The 19,232-nt window shown below is 56.8% G+C and carries 22 protein-coding genes; 16 read left to right on the top strand and 6 right to left on the bottom strand.

The genetic code is table 11. The features are described from left to right. Window positions 1-4: 4 nt before the first annotated feature. From ATY29_RS32050 to ATY29_RS32060, 3 genes are all read left to right on the top strand, one after another. Window positions 5-1,156 (top strand): glycosyltransferase family 2 protein, encoded by a 1,152-nt coding sequence (locus ATY29_RS32050; RefSeq protein ID WP_375164582.1) that lies wholly within the window; start codon window positions 5-7, stop codon window positions 1,154-1,156. Window positions 1,157-1,670: 514 nt separating this feature from the next. Continuing rightward, on the top strand, window positions 1,671-2,006 hold the full coding sequence (locus ATY29_RS32055; RefSeq protein ID WP_133118171.1) for a hypothetical protein: 336 nt from the start codon (window positions 1,671-1,673) through the stop codon (window positions 2,004-2,006). Between the two features lie 354 nt (window positions 2,007-2,360). Further along, complete coding sequence (locus ATY29_RS32060; RefSeq protein ID WP_003565801.1) at window positions 2,361-2,567, top strand: hypothetical protein; 207 nt, start codon at window positions 2,361-2,363, stop codon at window positions 2,565-2,567. A gap of 415 nt (window positions 2,568-2,982) precedes the next feature. On the opposite strand, the gene ATY29_RS32065 is transcribed toward ATY29_RS32060, so the two are convergent. The 6 genes from ATY29_RS32065 to ATY29_RS37140 all read right to left on the bottom strand — a co-directional run bounded on the left by ATY29_RS32065 (window position 2,983) and on the right by ATY29_RS37140 (window position 6,607). Next, window positions 2,983-3,231 carry a hypothetical protein gene (locus ATY29_RS32065; RefSeq protein ID WP_025416841.1) on the bottom strand — a complete coding sequence of 83 codons (249 nt, stop codon included), beginning with the start codon at window positions 3,229-3,231 and terminating at the stop codon, window positions 2,983-2,985. Window positions 3,232-3,333: 102 nt separating this feature from the next. Continuing rightward, on the bottom strand, window positions 3,334-4,041 hold the full coding sequence (locus tag ATY29_RS32070) for a TfuA-like protein (protein ID WP_003565805.1): 708 nt from the start codon (window positions 4,039-4,041) through the stop codon (window positions 3,334-3,336). Beyond that, window positions 4,038-5,228 carry a YcaO-like family protein gene (locus ATY29_RS32075; RefSeq protein ID WP_097533863.1) on the bottom strand — a complete coding sequence of 397 codons (1,191 nt, stop codon included), beginning with the start codon at window positions 5,226-5,228 and terminating at the stop codon, window positions 4,038-4,040. The genes ATY29_RS32070 and ATY29_RS32075 overlap by 4 nt, the downstream gene beginning before the upstream one ends. A 217-nt stretch (window positions 5,229-5,445) precedes the next feature. Continuing rightward, window positions 5,446-5,871, bottom strand: coding sequence for a helix-turn-helix domain-containing protein (locus ATY29_RS32080; protein WP_003565809.1), 426 nt, complete (start codon window positions 5,869-5,871; stop codon window positions 5,446-5,448). 50 nt (window positions 5,872-5,921) lie between these two features. After that, window positions 5,922-6,224 (bottom strand): hypothetical protein, encoded by a 303-nt coding sequence (locus ATY29_RS36590; protein WP_003565811.1) that lies wholly within the window; start codon window positions 6,222-6,224, stop codon window positions 5,922-5,924. Between the two features lie 80 nt (window positions 6,225-6,304). Then, window positions 6,305-6,607, bottom strand: a complete 303-nt coding sequence (locus ATY29_RS37140) for a hypothetical protein (protein WP_165779372.1) — start codon at window positions 6,605-6,607, stop codon at window positions 6,305-6,307. Here ATY29_RS37140 and ATY29_RS32085 point away from each other — a divergent pair. From ATY29_RS32085 to ATY29_RS32145, 13 genes are all read left to right on the top strand, one after another. Then, window positions 6,507-7,391 carry a DUF6030 family protein gene (locus ATY29_RS32085; RefSeq protein WP_003565813.1) on the top strand — a complete coding sequence of 295 codons (885 nt, stop codon included), beginning with the start codon at window positions 6,507-6,509 and terminating at the stop codon, window positions 7,389-7,391. The genes ATY29_RS37140 and ATY29_RS32085 overlap by 101 nt on opposite strands. Before the next feature lie 559 nt (window positions 7,392-7,950). Next, the gene (locus ATY29_RS32090) at window positions 7,951-9,024 is read left to right on the top strand and encodes an endo-1,4-beta-xylanase (protein ID WP_003565815.1); all 1,074 of its coding nucleotides are present in this window, start codon (window positions 7,951-7,953) and stop codon (window positions 9,022-9,024) included. A gap of 31 nt (window positions 9,025-9,055) precedes the next feature. Beyond that, window positions 9,056-10,207, top strand: a complete 1,152-nt coding sequence (locus tag ATY29_RS32095; protein ID WP_003565816.1) for a glycosyltransferase — start codon at window positions 9,056-9,058, stop codon at window positions 10,205-10,207. Continuing rightward, a complete protein-coding gene (locus ATY29_RS32100) occupies window positions 10,207-10,713 on the top strand; it encodes an acyltransferase (protein ID WP_003565817.1) in 507 nt (168 codons plus the stop codon). Before ATY29_RS32095 ends, ATY29_RS32100 begins: the two co-directional genes overlap by 1 nt. Then, a complete protein-coding gene (pssM, locus tag ATY29_RS32105; RefSeq protein WP_097533865.1) occupies window positions 10,710-11,612 on the top strand; it encodes an exopolysaccharide glucosyl ketal-pyruvate-transferase in 903 nt (300 codons plus the stop codon). The genes ATY29_RS32100 and pssM overlap by 4 nt, the downstream gene beginning before the upstream one ends. A 150-nt stretch (window positions 11,613-11,762) precedes the next feature. Beyond that, window positions 11,763-13,265: a lipopolysaccharide biosynthesis protein gene (locus ATY29_RS32110; protein WP_097533867.1), complete on the top strand. Its 1,503-nt coding sequence runs from the start codon at window positions 11,763-11,765 to the stop codon at window positions 13,263-13,265. Window positions 13,266-13,296: 31 nt separating this feature from the next. Then, entirely contained in the window at window positions 13,297-14,328 is a 1,032-nt protein-coding gene (locus tag ATY29_RS32115; protein ID WP_097533869.1) for a polysaccharide pyruvyl transferase family protein, read from the top strand. A gap of 12 nt (window positions 14,329-14,340) precedes the next feature. Further along, window positions 14,341-15,162, top strand: coding sequence for a glycosyltransferase family protein (locus tag ATY29_RS32120; protein ID WP_003565822.1), 822 nt, complete (start codon window positions 14,341-14,343; stop codon window positions 15,160-15,162). 85 nt (window positions 15,163-15,247) lie between these two features. Next, a complete protein-coding gene (locus ATY29_RS32125; RefSeq protein ID WP_097533871.1) occupies window positions 15,248-16,192 on the top strand; it encodes a glycosyltransferase family 2 protein in 945 nt (314 codons plus the stop codon). Window positions 16,193-16,216: 24 nt separating this feature from the next. After that, window positions 16,217-17,101 (top strand): glycosyltransferase family 2 protein, encoded by an 885-nt coding sequence (locus tag ATY29_RS32130; RefSeq protein ID WP_097533873.1) that lies wholly within the window; start codon window positions 16,217-16,219, stop codon window positions 17,099-17,101. After that, the gene (locus tag ATY29_RS32135) at window positions 17,098-18,081 is read left to right on the top strand and encodes a glycosyltransferase family A protein (protein ID WP_025416849.1); all 984 of its coding nucleotides are present in this window, start codon (window positions 17,098-17,100) and stop codon (window positions 18,079-18,081) included. Before ATY29_RS32130 ends, ATY29_RS32135 begins: the two co-directional genes overlap by 4 nt. Window positions 18,082-18,295: 214 nt before the next feature. Further along, window positions 18,296-18,754, top strand: a complete 459-nt coding sequence (locus ATY29_RS32140; protein WP_003565826.1) for a glycosyltransferase family protein — start codon at window positions 18,296-18,298, stop codon at window positions 18,752-18,754. Then, a complete protein-coding gene (locus ATY29_RS32145; RefSeq protein WP_003565827.1) occupies window positions 18,751-19,227 on the top strand; it encodes a glycosyltransferase in 477 nt (158 codons plus the stop codon). Before ATY29_RS32140 ends, ATY29_RS32145 begins: the two co-directional genes overlap by 4 nt. Window positions 19,228-19,232: the final 5 nt, after the last annotated feature.

Consider the following 19,232-nt stretch of genomic DNA (forward strand, 5'->3'; position numbering starts at 1 on the left):
GGCTATGAAGCTCGTGACGATATCAGGGATTGAGGTGGCGGTCGTCATACCCGCCTATAATGCCAGCCCCTACCTTGCCCAGACGCTCCAATGCGTTGTCGATCAAACCCATAAGGCCCTGGAAATCATCATTGTTGACGACGGCTCAACCGACGAGACGGCGTCTATCTGTCGCCGCTTCGCCGCCGCCGATCCAAGGATCAAGCTTCTGTCGACAGAAAACCGTGGCGTCGCTGCGGCCCGTAATATCGGCATTGCGTCATCGACCTCAGACTATATCGCCTTTCTCGATGCGGACGACCTCTGGCATCCGACCTATGTCGAGCGCATGCTTTCGGCTCTCCATCCCCTCCCAGAGGCCTGGGGGGCGGTCTACGCTCTTCACCGCTTTATCGACACCGAGGGATATTGCACGAAATCAGGCTCGTCAGTGAACGCCCGGGACTGCATTTTAGCGCGTCATCTCGTTTTCCGCTTCGTCGGCAATGGCAGCGGTTTCATGGTTCGCCGCGCTGTCGTCGATAAGATCGGCGGCTACGATCCGCGTTATGCCAGGCAGGGGATTGGCGGATGCGAGGATTTCGATTTCGAACTCCGTACGGCAGAGCATTTCAAAATCGAGACGGTGCCGCTGGGTCTGGTGGGATACCGCCTTCACGCGGAAGCCATGTCTGCCGACAAATCGCGGATGGCTCGATCGCTACTGGCGGTGAGCGAGCAATGCATTGCCCGCAATCCAGAACTGCCGGCTTATGTCGTCAGTTGCGCCCGTGCCTCGGCGCATCTCTATGCATTTTCAAAATATGCCAGTTTGAAAGATTGGCAGAGCGCCGCGACTTCGCTGAAATACATCTATGATCATAGCCCGACGCTCGCTGCCAGCGTGCTGGTCAGATTGATCCTTACGAAAGCCAGGAGAGCCGCACGCAGGACCTTGCGCAAAGCCTGGCCGGTCGGGCGGAAAACAGAAAGGAATGTCAAGAAATTCGAAGAGATAGACCCGCTTTCCCCCTTGGTGGGCGGTTGGTCACGCTTCAGAACGAAAGCATTGCTCCGGCGCCTGTCGGAAATCGATCGGGCTGGTGGATGCTGTGCGGCGACCTCGTCAGCAGGCCTGATGCCTGGCGGCCGAGCATTGTCAAATATCCAAAGTTAGAGATCTCCTCATTCGACCGCCGTCATATTATGTTCCGAAATTTGAAATGTCCCCGAATATCAGTAAGTAAAAATAGAGATTAATTCGGGGAAAAAGCATTCACCCCAATAATAACATGTGACAATAAAGGATTTGCCTGCGATCATACCTATGCACTGTGCAAAACTTCCTACTGGAGGACCCGCCACCACCCCGGCGGGTTCTCAACTTGTTTCACGACAAGTCGCCGCAGGCGCGCGCCTGTATTGCTGCCTCAACATCGATACATCTTGTTTCGGATGGTGATATTTCATTGGTGCGGTCGCCGTGATGAGCAACCTCCATCACCGGCAAATGAAGATGGAAGCGCTGTCTATCCCGGGAATATTTCCACCGATGCTTCAACTCACAACTGAATCCCCTTCGAGCAGGAACGTTATCTGGCCGACAGGAAACTGTCATTAAGTCGATATTATTATCAGGTAGACATCAAAAAGTATAATATCCATGCGTAACAACAGTGCATCTCATAATCATGACCAGACTTAACTTAATAGTCATGCAATTTATATTGAAACACAACCTCTATCTGAAATTAGAAATTTTACCTTTTGATAAATTTCGACTTGCTCTATCCGATTTTCGAACCCAATTCACTGACCATTACATTTCTACGGATATCCGCATGACCGCTTCCCAAGGAGAAGAAAACTTCCGGAAAACCATCCACGGTTTTCAATTACATAGAAAGCTTGCGGTATCGCTGATGAGTGTGTCACGGCTGAAGGACCAACAGCTGGGGATGGCCGCACGCCGCATAGGTGCCGATGCAGTTCGCCGTGGCGCGATGACGACATTGGAGAAGCATTGATCTATAATATACTGATAATCAACCGATTTTATAGTTCACTGCGTCCCACCGGACCAGGTTCGGCGGCGATGGTCGGCCTATCGTTTCGAACCTTGGCACAGGATCTGGCGCCTCCAACGGAAAATTCGCGGCACCGGGATGCCGACCCGTCGCTGACGCGTTTCCCGATCCGAGACAATCGATAGTTGGCAATGCGACGTCGTCCCGTTTCGTCCGCCGCAAAGGTCTTATGGTATGCCAAACCTGTGTCGAAATGGTCGCACCTCGATAGCGAATTAACCCTTCATAAAGCATTTGCTTGCTCAACTTATAATTTGTGTCATGGTGACTGTAAGTAGTGAGGGAGCCGACCTGATGAGTGATATGGCATCGCATATTCCGGAATTTGGTTACGATGAGCGCGTCATGATCTGCCGGAAGCAGATCGAAAAGGCGGTCTATCAGTTCATTGCAAACACGAAGGTTGACGGATGCGATCCGGCGGAGGTCGCCATGGCCATCGCCGACATAGCCGACGATTACATTCTCCTGCTGGCTCAGAAGCGTAATCTGACCCATTGATCAGGGATCGACCATTGGTCGGCCGATCGCCCGGCAGCTGAACGCAAAGTCGCCGCCGCTTCCCTGCCAGGAGGTAACGTCAACGTGATCGTTTATCACGCGCTATATTAAACCCTCAGGCTCAAACCGACCGGCGACAATCAGACTTCTCCACCTACAATTCAGGACCGACTGAAAAACCTCGGCGAGCCACGGGCGTCCGTCTCTGCGCCTGATCCTCCCCGCAATCGAGTGAACGCCCGCTTCGGGAGATGACTGCGCTTTTGCACCAGCGCACGCAAAATCGCGAAAACCGGTTGATTTTCGCGGTCATCCACATGAGCTTGAACGGTGAACATTCAACGGCGCGTCAAGCGACGCGCCGTTGTTTTAATGCATGTCGTCCCCCACGCTCTACGCTACCCGACGCCATGCATTAATGGCTTCTCACACTCGCTTGCGGAACCGGCGAACGCAATTCTGCCAATTCCCTGGGCAACCCCTCCCCCAGTTCCTGCTTCACCGCCTCGAGCGCCAGATCGAGGCAATTCGTCGCGAACGGCAGCTTGACATCCTGTGCGACCTGCCGCGCATAGGCGATCATCCGCGCCAGCGCGATGAGTTCGTTCAGACCGTCCTGCGCCCCCTGGTCTGCATTTATCTTGGCAATCGATGTCACGTCCATGACCATTTCTCCGACGAATTGAAGGAATGATACGCGCGTAGACGGGGTCGAGCCCGTGAAAAAAGCGTGACACAACCCTTGGTGAAGACTGCTGCCTTCGCTTTACAATGCAGGACGCGTATGGAACGCGGTTGCGTGCAGTTTCCAGGGCAGATCGGCCTTCGAACGGATGTTGGGGGCTTCCTGCACGGCTTTCAGCAATTCCAGGGCATCGATGCGTTTTTGATCGACGGAATTCGAAAGGAGTGCCGCCAGCAGTCGCGGACGGTCCGGCTCAGCGATACCGGCACATTGCTCGACGATCGCCCGCCACGTCCGCTTCTTGAAAAAGGTCGCATCTGCCGCATCTTCGAGTTCCTGGCGCAGCCCAACTGCCAGCAGTCCGCCATCCTCCATCGAATCGAGGGTGGCGCTGACATTGACGAGCGGTATCGTCAGCGGCTTGCTGCCGAGTGCCGTCGGCGCGTGCACGAGTGCGACGGCGGCATCGTCGACCAGCCGGCCGGTGCGATAGTCTTCGAAAATGCGGCCGATCCCGATCATCCCGAATGAATGACATTCCGCCGCCCGCAAGGCGCCCATGCTTGCTGCCCCGAAAACCGCCACGCCGAGCGAGAGAGCATGGAGAATTTCCTTATGTCGAACCGGTGCGGCATATTCAAAACCGCCGTCGATCAAGCCGATGACATTGGCGCCCTGCTCCACCTGAGCCAGGACATCGCCCTGCATGGCGGGCGGCAGAACGCGCAGCGCCTCGCCAGCGAGCGATGCCGCATCGGGAAGACTGGGACCTGCGAAAACGATCTTCAAAATCCTATCGCCTTGGCCAGAGCCCTTGTTCCAAATCGCCGAGCGCGCCCTCCCTCCGGATTTTCGAGCTCGGGGATAACCACCTTGACGACGCTGAAGGGAAGCGTGTCGTTGCTGAGCAGAACTCGGATCACCGAAGTGATCCCTCGGTTGCGCAGAGCGTCAAGCACATGCTGCAGCAACTGCGTCAAATCCTGTTGCCGATATCCTGGCGCCCCCTCACGGCGGAGGGCGGCTGACGGTGCGGCAACCGCATCGAAAGCTTGCCGCATCAGCGGCGGAAGGGATCTCGAGAAAGTTGCAGGAGAAATATCGTCCCTGGCGCCGCTGATATAGGTCAGCCGGGATTGCACGGCTTCCGTCACCGCCCGAATGGCGGCGCGGACGGGAGACGGATGCGCCCCGGTGCCGCCCGTCACTTCGACGAGGCGAATGCCCCTGTCAGCGTAAAGATGGCTGGAGCCCGAAACCAGCTCCCCAGGACCCAGCATGGCGGTGAAACAGGGGACTGCGATGTCGCTGGTGATATCGAACAGCCTGAGCGCCAATCCCGATGCTTCGATCTTGTCGATCAGCCCGTTAAGGGCATCGTCCTCAAAGCCGCGGGGATCGACGCAGCCGAAATAGAGATCGGCTTCCCCGCTCACCTGCCACAGCACCTGAGCGTCACGCTCGATACGCTCCAGCACGCCATGAAAGATTGCCTCCTCAGCGCTGTTTCCCGAAGCCAGGCCATCCGACGACATCCAGTATCGCGCGTCACGCGTCCGGTCGAGCACCACCGTTTCGAAAGGAATGTGGATCTCGCCGCCCGTGAGGAGATTGATGCCGGCAACCCATTCGGTCTCGTCATCCGGCCCGAGATCGGGTTTATGGACGGCGGTCAGGCAGTTCAACCGGTCGACCTGGTAGCCCGTCGTCTGGAGGCGGGAAGAGGAACCATGGATGCGCTTGACGAAGGGTTCGCCGGCAACCGCCCGTTCAAGCGCCTCCATGACCGTGGATACCTTGGCGTCCAGATCGGTCACGCCCTTTCCCTGAGCAATGACGATCGACCGCGAATTCGGGGCATAGGCACACCAGACAGGGATTCCGATGTGGTCCAATCCAGTATGTCGCGCAACCCTGGTGATGCCGAACTTTTCAAAAAAAGGTTCAACACGGGAAAGAGTTTCCCCCGGCGATATGATCCTATCGGAATAGTGGGCCCGGTGTGTCAGAATGCCGCCTCACCCGTCGCCGTCACTCCGCAGAAGCTAAGCCAATTGATAAGGGCTGAATTCATGGCGCACCGGCATAGCGATGGGTTATCATCAACAGCTCCTTGATCGAAGAGCGGACCGGTCGCCATTCGTCTCGTTCAACGGCAGATCGCCGAAAGTCTGCAGGCGGCACGATGCGCCCTCAGCCGTTAATAACCGGATCCTGCAACTCACCGTCGATTTCCGATAGCCCCGCGACGGCCAGACTTTTCGCCAGTGCCACCAGTTTTTGCCTGATATTCGGATCCTCGATGGCGATGAATGCCTTGTTGAGCGCCAGCCCCTCCTTCGAGGACAAAAACCTGTTCAATTCGCTCGTCTCGCCTTCGATCGGTCCGGAACCACCGTTCTCGAAGAAAAAACCGATGGGCACACGAAGAATCTCGGATATGCGCTGAAGACGGCTGGCACCTATTCGGTTTGCACCTTTTTCGTATTTCTGGATCTGCTGGAAGGTAATGCCCAGAAGTTCGGCCAGACCGTGCTGGGTCATCCCGAGCGTCTTTCGCCGGACCCTCACGCGGTTGCCAACATAGACGTCGATCGAATTCGGGGATTTAGCCTTCATGTGAATAAGTCTCCCACTTTATCAGCATGCCCAGCCGTATAATGGAGAGTTTAAGCAAAAATGCAACTAAAAGTAAATATTTCATAGGGATTTTTTTGGGCGCTGCGCATAGTAAAAACAACCTGTGGATTATTGCAGCGGATGCCCTTGGAGCGGATGCGCATCGCACTGTCGCGCGTACTGCTGCTCGAAATCAGGGCTGCGGGACACCTGCTTCTAAAGAGGCCTTTTGAGCCACGGCAAACTCGGCAAAAACGGCATGCTTTCGACATAATCAAACGGGCCTTGTCTAAGCCGGTATCCAGAAGCAGCGTGCTTAGGGTGTTTTCGACCAGAACTTGTTTCAGCAGCATGAAGTGATCATCCCTCAAGTAACAAGCAAAATATATAATCTGGAGTTTTACAATTAAAGACAAAACCAGCGGCAACTGCTTCATAGAGCGACGAGCGACAGGGCAAACCGTTCACGATCGAATCGGTGATGCGCCTTCGCCGAATCTGTCGCGTCTATCCTGATGGTGATGCACAAAGGCGCACAATTGCCGACATGAAGCCAAAGATATTTAACGGATAAATGTATACTGCTGGATTTAGACAGCCCGATCGAAACCCTTCTCGCACCGGAGAAGACAAGCTTGCCCGAGAATTCGTCCGCAAATGCAAAACAGCCATTGGGAAAACCGAAGATTCCCGTGGTCTTCTGGTTGCTGCTGACGATCTCCCTCTCGCTGGTCATGGGGACGGTGCTTCTTTCCAACGATATGAAACACTTGAAGACGGTGAGCCATTATTTTGGCTTCGAGCTCTTTCCCGCTGATGTTAGGCCGCCTCCCCCCAAAGCTCTTCCGCGCCCGACGCCGCCTGCCGCCTTCAAGCTCCCCTTGCATCTCATCGAACCGCCATTGGCACAGACCGCGGCGACTTTCCTACGCACATGGCGAATATCCGGGCCGGCAATGTGTGCCGCGCTACGCGATGCCGGCATCGCAACCAGCGATTGGGTGGCGGCGAGCTTTAACGCCGATACGTTCGAATGCTTTTTCGAACATGGCGGCAAGCGGGAGAAGGATCAGCTTCCGAGCTCCATCTTCGTCATCGTTCGCGGCGACGCCGCTGGCGCGATCAACAATATGCGGGTGAAAATCATCAATCCCGAGACAGATCAAAACGGCCAGCTCGATCCCGGCATTCTGCGGATCTTCGAAACCATGTTGCGACAACCGCAATGGCTCGATTTCCATGAGACGCTGAACGCGATCAGGGATTTGAGAGACATCAAGGAAGACGGCTTCGGAGCCAGTATCAACTTCACCCGTGAAGTGCTCAATCCCGGGCGCTATAATTTCACGCTGTCGCTGGATGCGACCTCGGGACCGCAGAAAAGAACAAGAAGCTATTTTTCCGACAGAACATGGCTTCCATCGCCGGAGCCCACGGCCGAGAACGACGTACGCTCGGCACCGGCATCCACGCCTGCCGATGCCGAGGGACCGGCAACAAAGCCGGACCATCCGCATTAAAGCAATTCCAGCAAAAATGCGGAGCGGTATGCCGTTGCGAATTGCGTGAAAACGAAGAAAAAGAGCATATCCGTGATTCCGAAAAAACGGATATGCTCTAGGGGCTGCCGAGATTATGCGGCGGCTATCACACCATGTAACTTGCACCCTCGTGATGCCTCAATGCAACCACAAGGAGGCTCTGATCAGCGCTGCAAACAGGATGACAATGACGCCGGCGACGCCGAGGACAAGGGCTGTGAACGGCCGGACATCGAGCAGAGATAAATCGTTTCGGACAGTCGCCATAAAAAAACGGCATTTTGAAATGCCATATGAAAACAGCTCATCAGATAGCTAAACCGATCTTCCATCGCGAGCGCCCTCTAGAACCGTATGTGTCTTGGAGGACAGCTGGAAAGTCTAGCATATACTGACAATATCCCCTGGTTCGAAAGTATATTTGAGGTTGCATTACTTTATTGAATTGAACGCGAACCCCGCGATGGATCGTTGCCGGCTAGTCCAGCCCCTCAAAATTGCGCCGCGGACATGAAAAAAGCCAACAGTGAGAGATAGAATGAATAGAAGACGTTTCCTCGCCTCGATTCCGCTTGCTCTGTTGTATGCCAATGCCGGCGACGTCCTGGCACAGGTGCCTCCGGCGAGCGGGTTGCGCCCCCTTGCCGACAGCAAGGCGTTCCGACTCGGATCGGCAATCGACCTGCAGAACATCACCGACCCAATCGCTTCCGGGATTTACACCGACAACGTCAATTCGATAACGCCGCGAAACGAGTTGAAATGGAATGCCACAGAAAAGAGACCGGGTGTTTTCAATTTCAAGAGTGCCGACCTTATGGTTGCATTCGCGCGAAAAAACAACATGAGGGTTTATGGCCATACGCTGATCTGGTATCGCGTCCCGGAGTGGGTCTCGGACATCGACGACGCAAAGACAATTCAGGCGGCGATGAACCGTCATATTAAACAGGTTGTCACTCGCTATAAGAACTCGATCGACGCTTGGGATGTGGTGAACGAGCCGTTGGAATATGATGCGCCGGATATGCGGGATTGTGTTTTCCGACGCCTTCTTGGCGACGATTATATCCGTATGAGCTTCGACATGGCGCACGAGGCCAATCCCGGGGCGACGCTGGTGCTCAACGAAACGCATCTGGAGAAAAAATCCGACGTGTTCGAACAGAAGCGCGCGCGCATCTTGAAGATCGTCGAGGATCTCGTCGCCAAGAAGACGCCGATCGGCGCCGTCGGGCTGCAGTCGCATTTCCGCCCCGGCCTCGACCGAATCGATCCGGAAGGAATGGGCCGTTTCTGCGCGGCGCTGAAGGATATGGGTGTCGGCGTTTTCATCACCGAACTCGATGCCTCCTGCCACTTTTTGAACCGCGACAAAAGCTTCACGCCGGCGTCATACGCCGATATTTTCAGCGACGTGATCACCGTGGCGGCCGAACATGGCGACTTGAAAGGCGTGACGGTATGGGGCATGTCGGAAAAATACGGCGAGCACGATGAGAAGGACGCCGGTCCCGGCGCGGTCTGCACCAAGCGCGTTAATCTCTACGACGAAAACAATGCGCCGAGAAGTGCGGTTGATGGCATCCGACGGGCAATAGAGGCGATGTGATGCGCAAGACAACGGAGACGTCGACAGATTCATGAGAAAAGCCGTTATTTACGTGGAAAAGTTTTTGCCTGCCAGCCAGGCATTTGTTCTCAATCAGGCGGTGGCGTTTCGTTCCTTCGAAGCTGAAATTCTTGCCGGTTCCCGAATTTCTTCCGCCCATACCAAAAAATCCACTGTTCCGGTTCATGACATCCGTCGGTCTCCCGTTGCGCGGGCCGGTGAACTGCTTCTGAAAATCCCGCAGATCGGCCTTCCCTTTCTCTTTCCCGCGATCGGTAATGCCGATCTCGTTCACGCCCATTTCGGCAAAAACGGTTATGTCATAGGCCCCTTAGCTCGTGCCGCAGGCAAACCGCTGGTCACGACCTTCCACGGCTTCGACGCCACCTACGGCGGCGATCCGAAAAAGCCGGGCGGCTTCAACCAGGTGCGCTTCTTCGCCAAGGGCCGCAGTGAAATGGCCGGCTGGAACAGCTGGAATATTGCCGTTTCCGACTTCATCCGTGACCGGCTGCTGGCTCTCGGTTTTCGCGCCGACCGGGTCTTTCGCCATCATATCGGCATCGATCTCGATCTCTTCAAAATGGAGCCCCGTCCGCGAAAAAAGGGATTAGTGGTTTCAATTGCCCGCTTCGTCGACTACAAGGGCCATCGATTCATGATCGACGCGTTGTCCCGCGTGGCAGCGGCCGGCACGCCGGTCGAATTCGTCATGGTCGGCCAGGGTCCGTTGAAAGAGGAAATCGAAGCACTGGCGCGTCGTTCCTTGCCAAGCGTCACGATCCATGAAAATCTGTCGCAGACTGAGATAAGGGATCTGCTCGCCAGTGCAGAGCTTTATCTCCATGGCAGCGTGACCCTCGACAACGGTCACGCCGAAGCTTTCGGCCTCGCCAATCTGGAGGCGGAAGCCGTCGGGACTCCGGTCGTCGCATTTCGCTCGGGAGGCGTGGGCGAAGCGATCGAAGAGGGGAAAACTGGTTATCTCGTGGAGGAGCGGGATGTCGCAGGAATGGCGGAAGCGGTCGGAAGACTGCTCAACGACCGGGCCCTGTGGACAGCCTTCAGCGCGCGGGCACCGCTTCTGGTGGCCGAGCGCTTCGACTTACGTCGTCAGACGGGGATGCTCGAGGACTATTACAGTTCCGTGCTAGACGAATATTCCAGCCGGGGTCGGACTTGATGGTGCAGACAGGAAAAAAGCCGAAGTGGGGACTGAATGTATTTCGGCCGCTGCGGAATGGAATTGTGACGGCCAAATGGCTCTATTATACGAAGTTCTGGGGAATGGACATCGATCCGACCGCCAGCTTTTCGCTCAGCGTGCGGTTCGACAAGACCAACCCGAAGGGATTGCATATCGGCGCGGAAACCTATGTCGCCTTTGAGGCGGCGATCCTGACGCATGATCTCACGCGCGGGCTCTACCTTCACACGAGAATCGGCAAACGCTGCTTCATCGGCGCCCGCAGCATCATCCTGCCCGGCGTTGAAATCGGCGACGAATGCGTCATCGGCTCCGGCTCGGTGGTGACCAAAAGCGTTCCGCCGCGCTCGCTTGTGGCGGGCAATCCGGCAAAGGTTATTCGCAGCAACATCGAGATCATTTCACGTTACGGACGCATGGCACGCGAGGATGAGGCGATCTCGCAGGTCGTCACGCATTTGCCGACTGGAGAAGCACGATGAAGATGTTTGCCTACCGCGGGAAACACGAGAATTTTGGCGACGAGCTGAACCATTGGCTTTGGGAGCGCCTGCTGCCCGGCTTCTTCGACGAGGACGAAGGGCAGCTCTTTCTCGGCATCGGTTCGATCCTCTACGACAATTTCGATCCGAACATGCAGAAGATCGTCTTCGGCTCAGGTTATGGGGGCTATACCAACCCGCCGAAGGTCGACGGCAACTGGACCTTCTATTTCGTGCGCGGAAAAAAGACCGCCGAAGTCCTCGGCATCGATCCGAGCTACGCCATCGGCGATTCGGGCATCCTGACGCGCAGCTGCTGGGATGCCAAAAGCATCGAGAAGCGCTATCCTGTCTCCTTCATGCCGCACTACGAAAGCGCCATGTACGGCAGTTGGGATAAGGCCTGCGATCTCGCCGGCATCCACTATATCGATCCGCGCTGGTCGGTGGACAAGGTTCTGACCGAAATCAGCGCGTCGCATAAGGTCGTCTCCGAGGCGATGCATGGCTGCATCATATCAGATGCGTTGCGCGTTCCATGGCGGGCGATCCGCCCGATCGCGCCGGGCAATCGTGCCAAGTGGTACGACTGGGCGAGTGCGCTCGATCTGGAGATTGATTTCGACCCGATCGGCCCGTCGAACCTCGTCGAAGTCGGAGCGTCGCTGGTACGGAAAAATACCACCCTGTTGAAGAACATAACGTTCCGTCACCGCCGGATCCGGCAGCTGACCGGAAATTACGTCCTCGGATCGACGGTCAAGACATTGCAGCGGGTGGCGGAGAAGCCGGGTCAGCTCAGCACTGATGAGGCTATCGCAAGAGCACACGAGAGAATGCTGGTCGAACTGAACCGGCTGAAGCAAGATTTTTCCAAGAAAACGGCAAGCGCCCTTTAAGGTCGCAATCGGTTTCGCGATGAGGCAACAAAGCATGATGCTTTCCAACTCCATCAATCCTCTCTGCGCCGGCAAGGGGCAGAGGCATTTTGGATCGGTATGCGGCCCGCTTGAATGGTCGATGTTCCAGACGGCGGGAGCGGTGCGCCCATGAGCAGTGTGACCGACCGACTGATTCAGGGCAGCATCTGGCTGAGCCTGTCTCGCGCCATCGTCAACGGGCTTTCGGCACTCAGCACCTTTGTGCTGGCCTGGTATCTCGTACCGGCGGATTTCGGTCTCGTCGCCATTGCGACGACGATCCAGGTCATCTTGAGTTCGGTCACCGAACTTTCGCTCAATCAGGCGCTCATCCGCCACGAGTCTCCGAGCGAAACCCACTTCAGCGCGGTTTGGACATTGAGCGTGACAAGAAGCGCCATATTGGCGCTGCTGTTTGCCGCCGCGTCTTATCCGATCGCCGAATTTTATAACGAACCTCGGCTGACCAGCGTGATGCTTGCCCTGAGTTTCAGCCTGCTTCTCAGCGGTCTCGCCAATCCGCGGCGCGTCATGCTCCAGCGCGATCTGATCTTCTGGCAGGAATTCGTGCTGAACGTCTCGCAAAAGCTGGTCGGTTTTGTCGTGACAGTGGCAATTGCCGCCATCTATCAAAGTTATTGGGCGCTCGTTATCGGCACGCTTGCCTATCAGGTGACCAATATCATCGTGTCCTACACCGTCTTGCCATTCTGGCCGCGCATAACCTTCCGCCATGCCCGGGAACTGTTTTCCTTCTCCGTCTGGCTGACGGCCGGACAGATCGTCAATACGTTGAACTGGCGGATCGAGTATCTGCTGATCGGCAAGATGCTCGGCGCCACGCAGCTTGGTCATTATACCGTCGGCAATACGCTTTCGACACTGCCGACGCGCGAGGCGACGGCGCCGTTGAACCAGACGATTTATCCGGGTTTTTCCAAGGTCCGCAACGATCCGGTCCGCCTCATCGCAGCCTATCAGCGCGCGCAGGCGCTTCTGGCTGCGGTGGCGCTTCCGGCAGGTATCGGCATGGCTGTTGTGGCTGATCCGATGATGCGGCTGGCCTTGGGAGAGAAGTGGGCTCCTGCGATCTTCATCGTCCAGGCACTCGCATCGGTCTTCGCCTTGCAGACGCTCGGTTCGCTCGTCCAGCCGCTGGGCATGGCGAAGGGCCATACCAAAATGCTGTTCATCCGCGACACGCAGATGCTGGTGGTTCGCGTTCCTATCATCATCGCCGGCCTGATGATGGCCGGGCTTCCGGGCGTCGTTTACGCGCGGGTGTTGACGGGTCTGATTTCCACCGTCGTCAACATGCTTCTCGTCAAGCGGCTGATCAATCTGCCGTTCCTCCAGCAGCTCGCGGCAAATTTCCGCGCGCTTGCCAGCGTCGCCCTGATGGCCGCCGGCGTCTGGGGATTGTCGCATGTCTTGAACACCCCCACCGACAAGCCGGCGCTGGCCCTGCACCTCGCCGTCCTCGTCTTCACCGGCGGTATTCTCTATATCGGTTCCAGCTTTGTCCTTTGGCTCGCAATGAAGAAGCCAAATGGCCCCGAAACCGAAGTTCAGCGTATCGTCGTCAAGTTCCTGTCAAAAGCCAAGCGTATTGCCGTTCCCAAGTCGGCTTAAAGCAAAAACGAACATTAACAAGTGAGGCAAAATGACCAGCCTATCCAGATCTGAGCTGATCGCAAAACTCAATGGAATGATCCATGATTGCCTGAAGGACTATGTCTCGCGCGACGAGCCGCTCGCCATTCTCGACTTCCCCGACATCCGCAATTGTGGCGACTCGGCGATCTGGCTGGGTGAGATGGCCTATCTCCAGGATCGTTTCGGCAAGCGCCCGGATTATGTTTCCAGACTATACGACTTTTCCGCGGAAGAGCTGAAACGGCGAGTTCCCACAGGCCCGATCTTCATCCACGGCGGCGGCAATTTCGGCGATATCTGGGTTGCCCATCAGGATTTCCGTGAGGCGATCATGGAGCGTTTCCCGGATCGGCAGATCATCCAGTTCCCGCAGTCGATTCACTACAGTTCGCCTGAGCGCATCGAGCAGTCCAAACGGGCAATCGGGCGCCACAAGAATTTCGTGCTGCTCGTGCGCGACGAAGAATCGAAGGAATTTTCCGAGAAACATTTTGACTGCATGGTCCGGCTATGCCCCGATATGGCTTTCGCCATCGGCGCGCTTCCGCAACGGGCGACGCAAATTCCCGTCCTAGCCATGCTGCGCGAGGATGCGGAACGGGTTGGCGGCACCGATCGCAATATTCCTTCCGACATTCCGGTGGAAGACTGGATCACCGAGTCGAAACGGAAGGTGAATATCGCCAAGAAGCTGGGCGTAGCTTCGGCCTATCTCGCATTGAAGCCGAGCGAAGTTGCCTTGCGCAGGCTGGACGCCGCCGCGCACAACCGCTTCGAACGCGGCATCAGCCAAATCTCGCGTGCCCGCGCAATCGTGACCGACCGCCTGCACGTCCATATCTGCTCGGTGCTGCTCGGCCGTCCGCATGCAGTGCTGGACAACAGCTACGGAAAGATCCGCCGCTTCATGAATGCCTTCTCCGGCGGCACGGATCTTTCCTACAAGGCGACCTCGCTCGAGGACGGGATCGAGTGGGCGCGTCACCAGGCGGCCCAACGGCGTATCGATAACAAAGAAGCTATGAGCCTGCGGGCTTAAGGGGGTTATTCGATGCCACTTGTCACCTTCATTATCCCGGTCCGACATCAGGACAATGCCCGCGACTGGAGCAGGCTGAAGGCAAATCTCACCCAAACCGTGGCCTCCATTTCCAATCAGACCAATGGAGATTGGCGCGGGATTATCGTGGCGAACGAAGGTGCCGACCTGCCTGATTTGCCGGAAAAATTTTCCGCCGTGCGGGTGACTTTTCCGCCGAACGACCTGCATGAACTCGGCAAGGGCAGCAAGGAAGACTTCCTCGACGCCTTCCGGGCAGACAAAGGCCGGCGCGTCCTGAGCGGCATGTTGACCGCCGCCGATAGTCGCTTTTTCATGATTGTCGACGACGATGACTTCGTCAGCTCTCGCATCGTGCAGCACGCATCCGAAAATCGGGACGCGAACGGGTGGACGATCGACCATGGTTATATCTGGGACGATGGCGGCAATTTCCTGTTCGGCCACGATGATTTCAGCCATCTCTGCGGCACTTCGCTGATCATTCGTGCCGATCTCTACGAACTCCCCGGTCGCTTCGAGGATGCTTCGCTCGACTGGATCAAGTCGATGCTGGGCAGCCATGTCCGCATTGCGAACATCCTGTCCCAACGTGGAGCGCCGCTGACGAAACTTCCCTTTCGCGGGGCAGTCTATCGGGTTGCCCATGGCGGCTCGCACAGCCAGGCACCGAGCCTGCTGCGGCAGTATTTCCTGAACCGCGGCGTGCTCACCAAACCGCGGCGGTGGTTGCGTAATCTTCGCAAGCTGAGGGTTCTCGGCGAAAATCACCGGCGCGAGTTTTTCGGCAAAACACGGTCGAACCCCGCGTAAGGCGCCGATCCCGTTCAAACATCGCACAGGCAGTTCAAAATATGGGGCTTTTCGCTTTCGACTTCACCAAGAGGGTTGGTCACTGATGTCGGATCTATTCGTCAGCGTACTTTTTTCCTCCTACAATGGCGCCAGCCGCCGGCTGCGCCATACTTTGGATTCCTTGGTGCGCCAGGAGCTTCCTCATGATCGATGGGAACTGATTGCTGTCGACAACAACAGCAATGACGACACGTTCGATCTTTTGACGTCATTTAGCGATAAGCTCCCCATCACCATCCTGCAGCAGCGCAAGCCGGGAAAGTCCGGGGCGCTGAATTTGGCTCTGGATCGGGTGAAGGGAGATCTCGTTGTCTTTACCGATGACGACATACGGGCCGAACCGAACTGGCTGAAAGCCATCGTCGACTGCGCCGTCGCCCATCCGGGCTATGGCGTCTTCGGCGGCAGGATCGTCCCCGATTGGGAAAAGCAGCCGAAAGGCCGCTTCATCGAGTGGATTCCGATGGGATCCACCTTTGCAATCGTGGATGAAACGCAAAGCGGGCCGTGTGACCCGACAAAGGTCTGGGGCCCCAATACGATCATCCGGCGGGAACTGCTGGGAACCAGTGTGCGCTACCGGGAAGATATCGGTCCTCTCCCGGGAAAGATATTTGCCATGGGGGAAGATGCGGAGATCATCATCCGTCTGGCGGCAAATGGCGCCAAATCCTATCGATGCGCCGAAGCCGTGGTTCATCACTGGATTCCTGCATCCAGTGTCACCGAGGATTGGGTGCAGAAACGCGGTGAGCGTCTTGGCTATGGCATGCCGGCGCTCTTTCCCGACGAGGTGCCTGGAGGAGTGCGGCTGAGCGGAGTTCCGCTTCCGACCTGGATCGAAAGCGCGCAATGGGCATTCCGGGCAGCCACGCTTTATCTCCTGCCGCAGTCCAAGAAGCGTTTCTGGGCGATCTGGAAATACTACTACATGCGGGGTTATCGTGCGGGAATTCGCCGATATGCGCCGCAGACGCTGGCGCGGTGATCGATTGATCCAGGAGGCGGTAATTTGAAACTCTCGGTGCTCATCAATAATTTCAATTACGGCCGCTTTCTCGGCCCATGCATCGATAGCGTCCTGTCGCAGGCCTACCCCGACTTCGAAGTGGTGGTGGTCGACGACGGATCGACGGATGATTCCCGCGAGATTCTTGCCTCCTACGGGGATCGGATTTTGGCTGTCTTGAAGGAAAACGGCGGTCAAGCCTCGAGCTTCAATGCAGGTTTTGCGGCGGCAAGCGGCGATATCCTCTTTCTCCTTGACGCCGATGATGCGTTTTTGCCGGGCAAACTCGCACGGATTGCCGAGATCTACGATCGCAACGAGATCGACTGGTGTTTCGACCGGGTGACGACCGAGGAAAGCGACCAGCCTTCTGCAGAATTGCAGGTGACGCTGTTCGACAAGCGGGACACGCTTCGCAAGGGAGGCTTTCCCTCGCTTCCGGTTCCAACATCGGGCCTGAGCTTTCGCCGCAGCCTGCTGTCGCAGATATTGCCGATGACCGTCGCGGCAGATGTCGTCCTCAGCGACAATTATATCAAATTTGCCGCAGCCTTTCTCGGCCGCGGCGCCATCGTCGAAACACCGCTGACCTTCCAGCGCATTCATGCGTCGAACCGCTATACGGGCACAAGCAGGGCAAAGACGCTGCGCCCGCGGATCATGATCGCGACAGGGCTGGAACTGGCCCGCCGCTATGATGGGCTGCAGATGCTCGGCAAGAGCCTGGTGGCCGGCGGCATCGCCGAGACGACATCGCTGCTGAAGCTCCGGAGCGAAGCGCGCAACACGGTCGCCGGTGGTCCGTTTGGCGATGCTGCCGCAACCGAGGTGGCCCTGATGGCGGCGCGCAAGCGTTTGGGAAATATGCTGCGGAGGGGACAGCCATGACCCAGCAGGAAACTTTGCCGCACGCATCCCTCGGCACCGATCAGGCAGCTGATGCGCCATTGAAGATTGCCGTCGGCGTGCTGACCTATCGGCGCCTGGACGGGATCGCCAAGCTGCTTGACGTCATGACGCGCCAGATCAGGCACCCGGCCCGCCCCTATCATCTTACCATGGTGATCGTGGACAATGATGCGGCCGGCAGCGCAAAGGCAACGGTGGAGGGCTTTGGCCAAACCGGCGCCTACGACCTGATCTATGTCGTCGAGCAAAACCAGGGCATCCCCTTTGCGCGCAACCGCGCGCTGGATTCGGCGCCTCCCGGCACCGACCTCTTCTGCTTTCTCGACGACGACGAATGGCCGGTCGACGGCTGGCTGGACGCTATGCTGGAGACCCGCGAGAAAAACCGCGCCGATTGCGTCTATGGCCCCGTCCAGCCGGTCTATCCCGAAAATCCGCCGCAATATTTCATCAAGGCCCGGGTATTCGAGCGCAAGAAGAACATCGACGGCCAGCGCATCGGTTATGCGGCTTCGAACAACGTCATGTTCGACTATCCGCTGATCCGCTCATGGAATCTTCGCTTTGAGGAGAAGATGCGCTTCACCGGCGGCACGGACTATCTTTTCTTCAATCAGGCCATTCGCCGCGGCATGCAGATTTTCTGGGCTGACAAGGCACTTGTCTATGACATCGTTCCTGCGAACCGGATGACCTGGAAATGGGTATTGCAAAGACAGTACCGACTTGGCAATACCTTCGCAGTCAGCGAGGTTTTGCATGGCAACCTCAAACGCCGGGTCTACCGGGCGGCATATGGCGCCACGAGAGTCGTACTTGGACTGGCGATGCTGCCGGCCATCCTGATTTCACCCTACTGGGGCATGCGAGCCCTCACCCATGTTCTGCGCGGCGCCGGCATGGTCAATGGGATCCTCGGACATGCATACCAGGAATATAAGCCCAATGCCGCTCTCTAATATTGTTTACGGGAGCTTGTTTCGGACGAGTTTTAACGCATCTTATGTTCCAAACCAAAACATCATTTTTGATTGGCCCCCCGCATGAACGTCAAGGCTTCGACCAACCCTACCAAGAATGGTACAGTTCAACGGTACGCTCGGGACACAACCGCTGTTCGAACAAAACGGTTTTTCGCTCTTTCCGTCGGTCAAATATAGGAGATGCCTGTCTATGACTGAGAAAAAATTAAAGGTTCTCGCTGCCTCGTCAGGCGGCGGCCATTGGGAGCAGCTGATGGCGATGCGCGGCGCCTTCGAGGGCTGCGATATCGTTTTTGCAACGACCATCCCCGGCTTGCTTGCCAAATATGATATTCGCGACGGGCTGGTCCTTCCCGATTGCAGCCGCGACTCGATTACCATGTCGATCCGATGCTTTTTCAGCGCCTTCGCCATCGTTATCAAGCAAAGGCCCGACGTCGTCATTTCCACAGGTGCTGCACCCGGGCTTTTTTGCCTGCTTGCCGGCAAATTGACGGGCAAGCGGACGATCTGGATCGACAGCGTCGCCAATGTCGAGAAGCTGTCCCTGTCGGGAAAATTGGCTGGCCGCATCGCGACACTGTGGCTGACGCAATGGCAGCATTTGTCGCGGCCTGATGGTCCCCACTACGCAGGAGCTGTGCTTTGATCCTTGTCACCGTCGGAACACAGCTGCCGTTCGATCGCCTCGTCAAGGCCGTCGACACCTTCGCAAAGGATTTGACCAGGCCGGTTCTGGCGCAGATCGGCAAGGGCAGCTACACGCCACAGAATATGAAATGGATCAAGAATATCGAGCCTGCGGACTTCGATAGCGTCTTTCGCGACGCGACGGTCATCGTCTCTCATGCGGGGATTGGCACTGTGCTGACTGCGAAACGTTTTGGAAAACCGATCATTCTCGTGCCCCGGCAGGCGTCGCTCGGCGAGCATCGCAACGATCATCAGCTCGCAACGGTAGGCCAGCTTGCGGGCCGGCCGGGCATCTATGTCGCGCATAGCGACGAGGATCTAAAAAACTATCTTCTCGACGATCTGGACAGCCCCTCTCGCGAGGACCCGTCCGAGGTTGGACGCGCTTCGCTGGTCAACTATCTTAAAGGTTATCTCGCGACAGTCTGAACCCG

Origin of the sequence: Rhizobium hidalgonense (genome assembly GCF_002914525.1) — a bacterium.
GTDB lineage: Bacteria > Pseudomonadota > Alphaproteobacteria > Rhizobiales > Rhizobiaceae > Rhizobium > Rhizobium hidalgonense.

Coding starts and splice junctions, on each gene's coding strand:
- ATY29_RS32050 (WP_375164582.1), top strand. CDS start 5: ATGAAGCTCGTGACGATATCAGGGATTGAGGTGGCGGTCGTCATACCC.
- ATY29_RS32055 (WP_133118171.1), top strand. CDS start 1,671: ATGACCAGACTTAACTTAATAGTCATGCAATTTATATTGAAACACAAC.
- ATY29_RS32060 (WP_003565801.1), top strand. CDS start 2,361: ATGAGTGATATGGCATCGCATATTCCGGAATTTGGTTACGATGAGCGC.
- ATY29_RS32065 (WP_025416841.1), bottom strand. CDS start 3,231: ATGGACGTGACATCGATTGCCAAGATAAATGCAGACCAGGGGGCGCAG.
- ATY29_RS32080 (WP_003565809.1), bottom strand. CDS start 5,871: ATGAAGGCTAAATCCCCGAATTCGATCGACGTCTATGTTGGCAACCGC.
- ATY29_RS36590 (WP_003565811.1), bottom strand. CDS start 6,224: ATGCTGCTGAAACAAGTTCTGGTCGAAAACACCCTAAGCACGCTGCTT.
- ATY29_RS37140 (WP_165779372.1), bottom strand. CDS start 6,607: ATGACCAGCGAGAGGGAGATCGTCAGCAGCAACCAGAAGACCACGGGA.
- ATY29_RS32090 (WP_003565815.1), top strand. CDS start 7,951: ATGAATAGAAGACGTTTCCTCGCCTCGATTCCGCTTGCTCTGTTGTAT.
- ATY29_RS32095 (WP_003565816.1), top strand. CDS start 9,056: ATGAGAAAAGCCGTTATTTACGTGGAAAAGTTTTTGCCTGCCAGCCAG.
- ATY29_RS32100 (WP_003565817.1), top strand. CDS start 10,207: ATGGTGCAGACAGGAAAAAAGCCGAAGTGGGGACTGAATGTATTTCGG.
- pssM (WP_097533865.1), top strand. CDS start 10,710: ATGAAGATGTTTGCCTACCGCGGGAAACACGAGAATTTTGGCGACGAG.
- ATY29_RS32110 (WP_097533867.1), top strand. CDS start 11,763: ATGAGCAGTGTGACCGACCGACTGATTCAGGGCAGCATCTGGCTGAGC.
- ATY29_RS32115 (WP_097533869.1), top strand. CDS start 13,297: ATGACCAGCCTATCCAGATCTGAGCTGATCGCAAAACTCAATGGAATG.
- ATY29_RS32120 (WP_003565822.1), top strand. CDS start 14,341: ATGCCACTTGTCACCTTCATTATCCCGGTCCGACATCAGGACAATGCC.
- ATY29_RS32125 (WP_097533871.1), top strand. CDS start 15,248: ATGTCGGATCTATTCGTCAGCGTACTTTTTTCCTCCTACAATGGCGCC.
- ATY29_RS32135 (WP_025416849.1), top strand. CDS start 17,098: ATGACCCAGCAGGAAACTTTGCCGCACGCATCCCTCGGCACCGATCAG.
- ATY29_RS32140 (WP_003565826.1), top strand. CDS start 18,296: ATGACTGAGAAAAAATTAAAGGTTCTCGCTGCCTCGTCAGGCGGCGGC.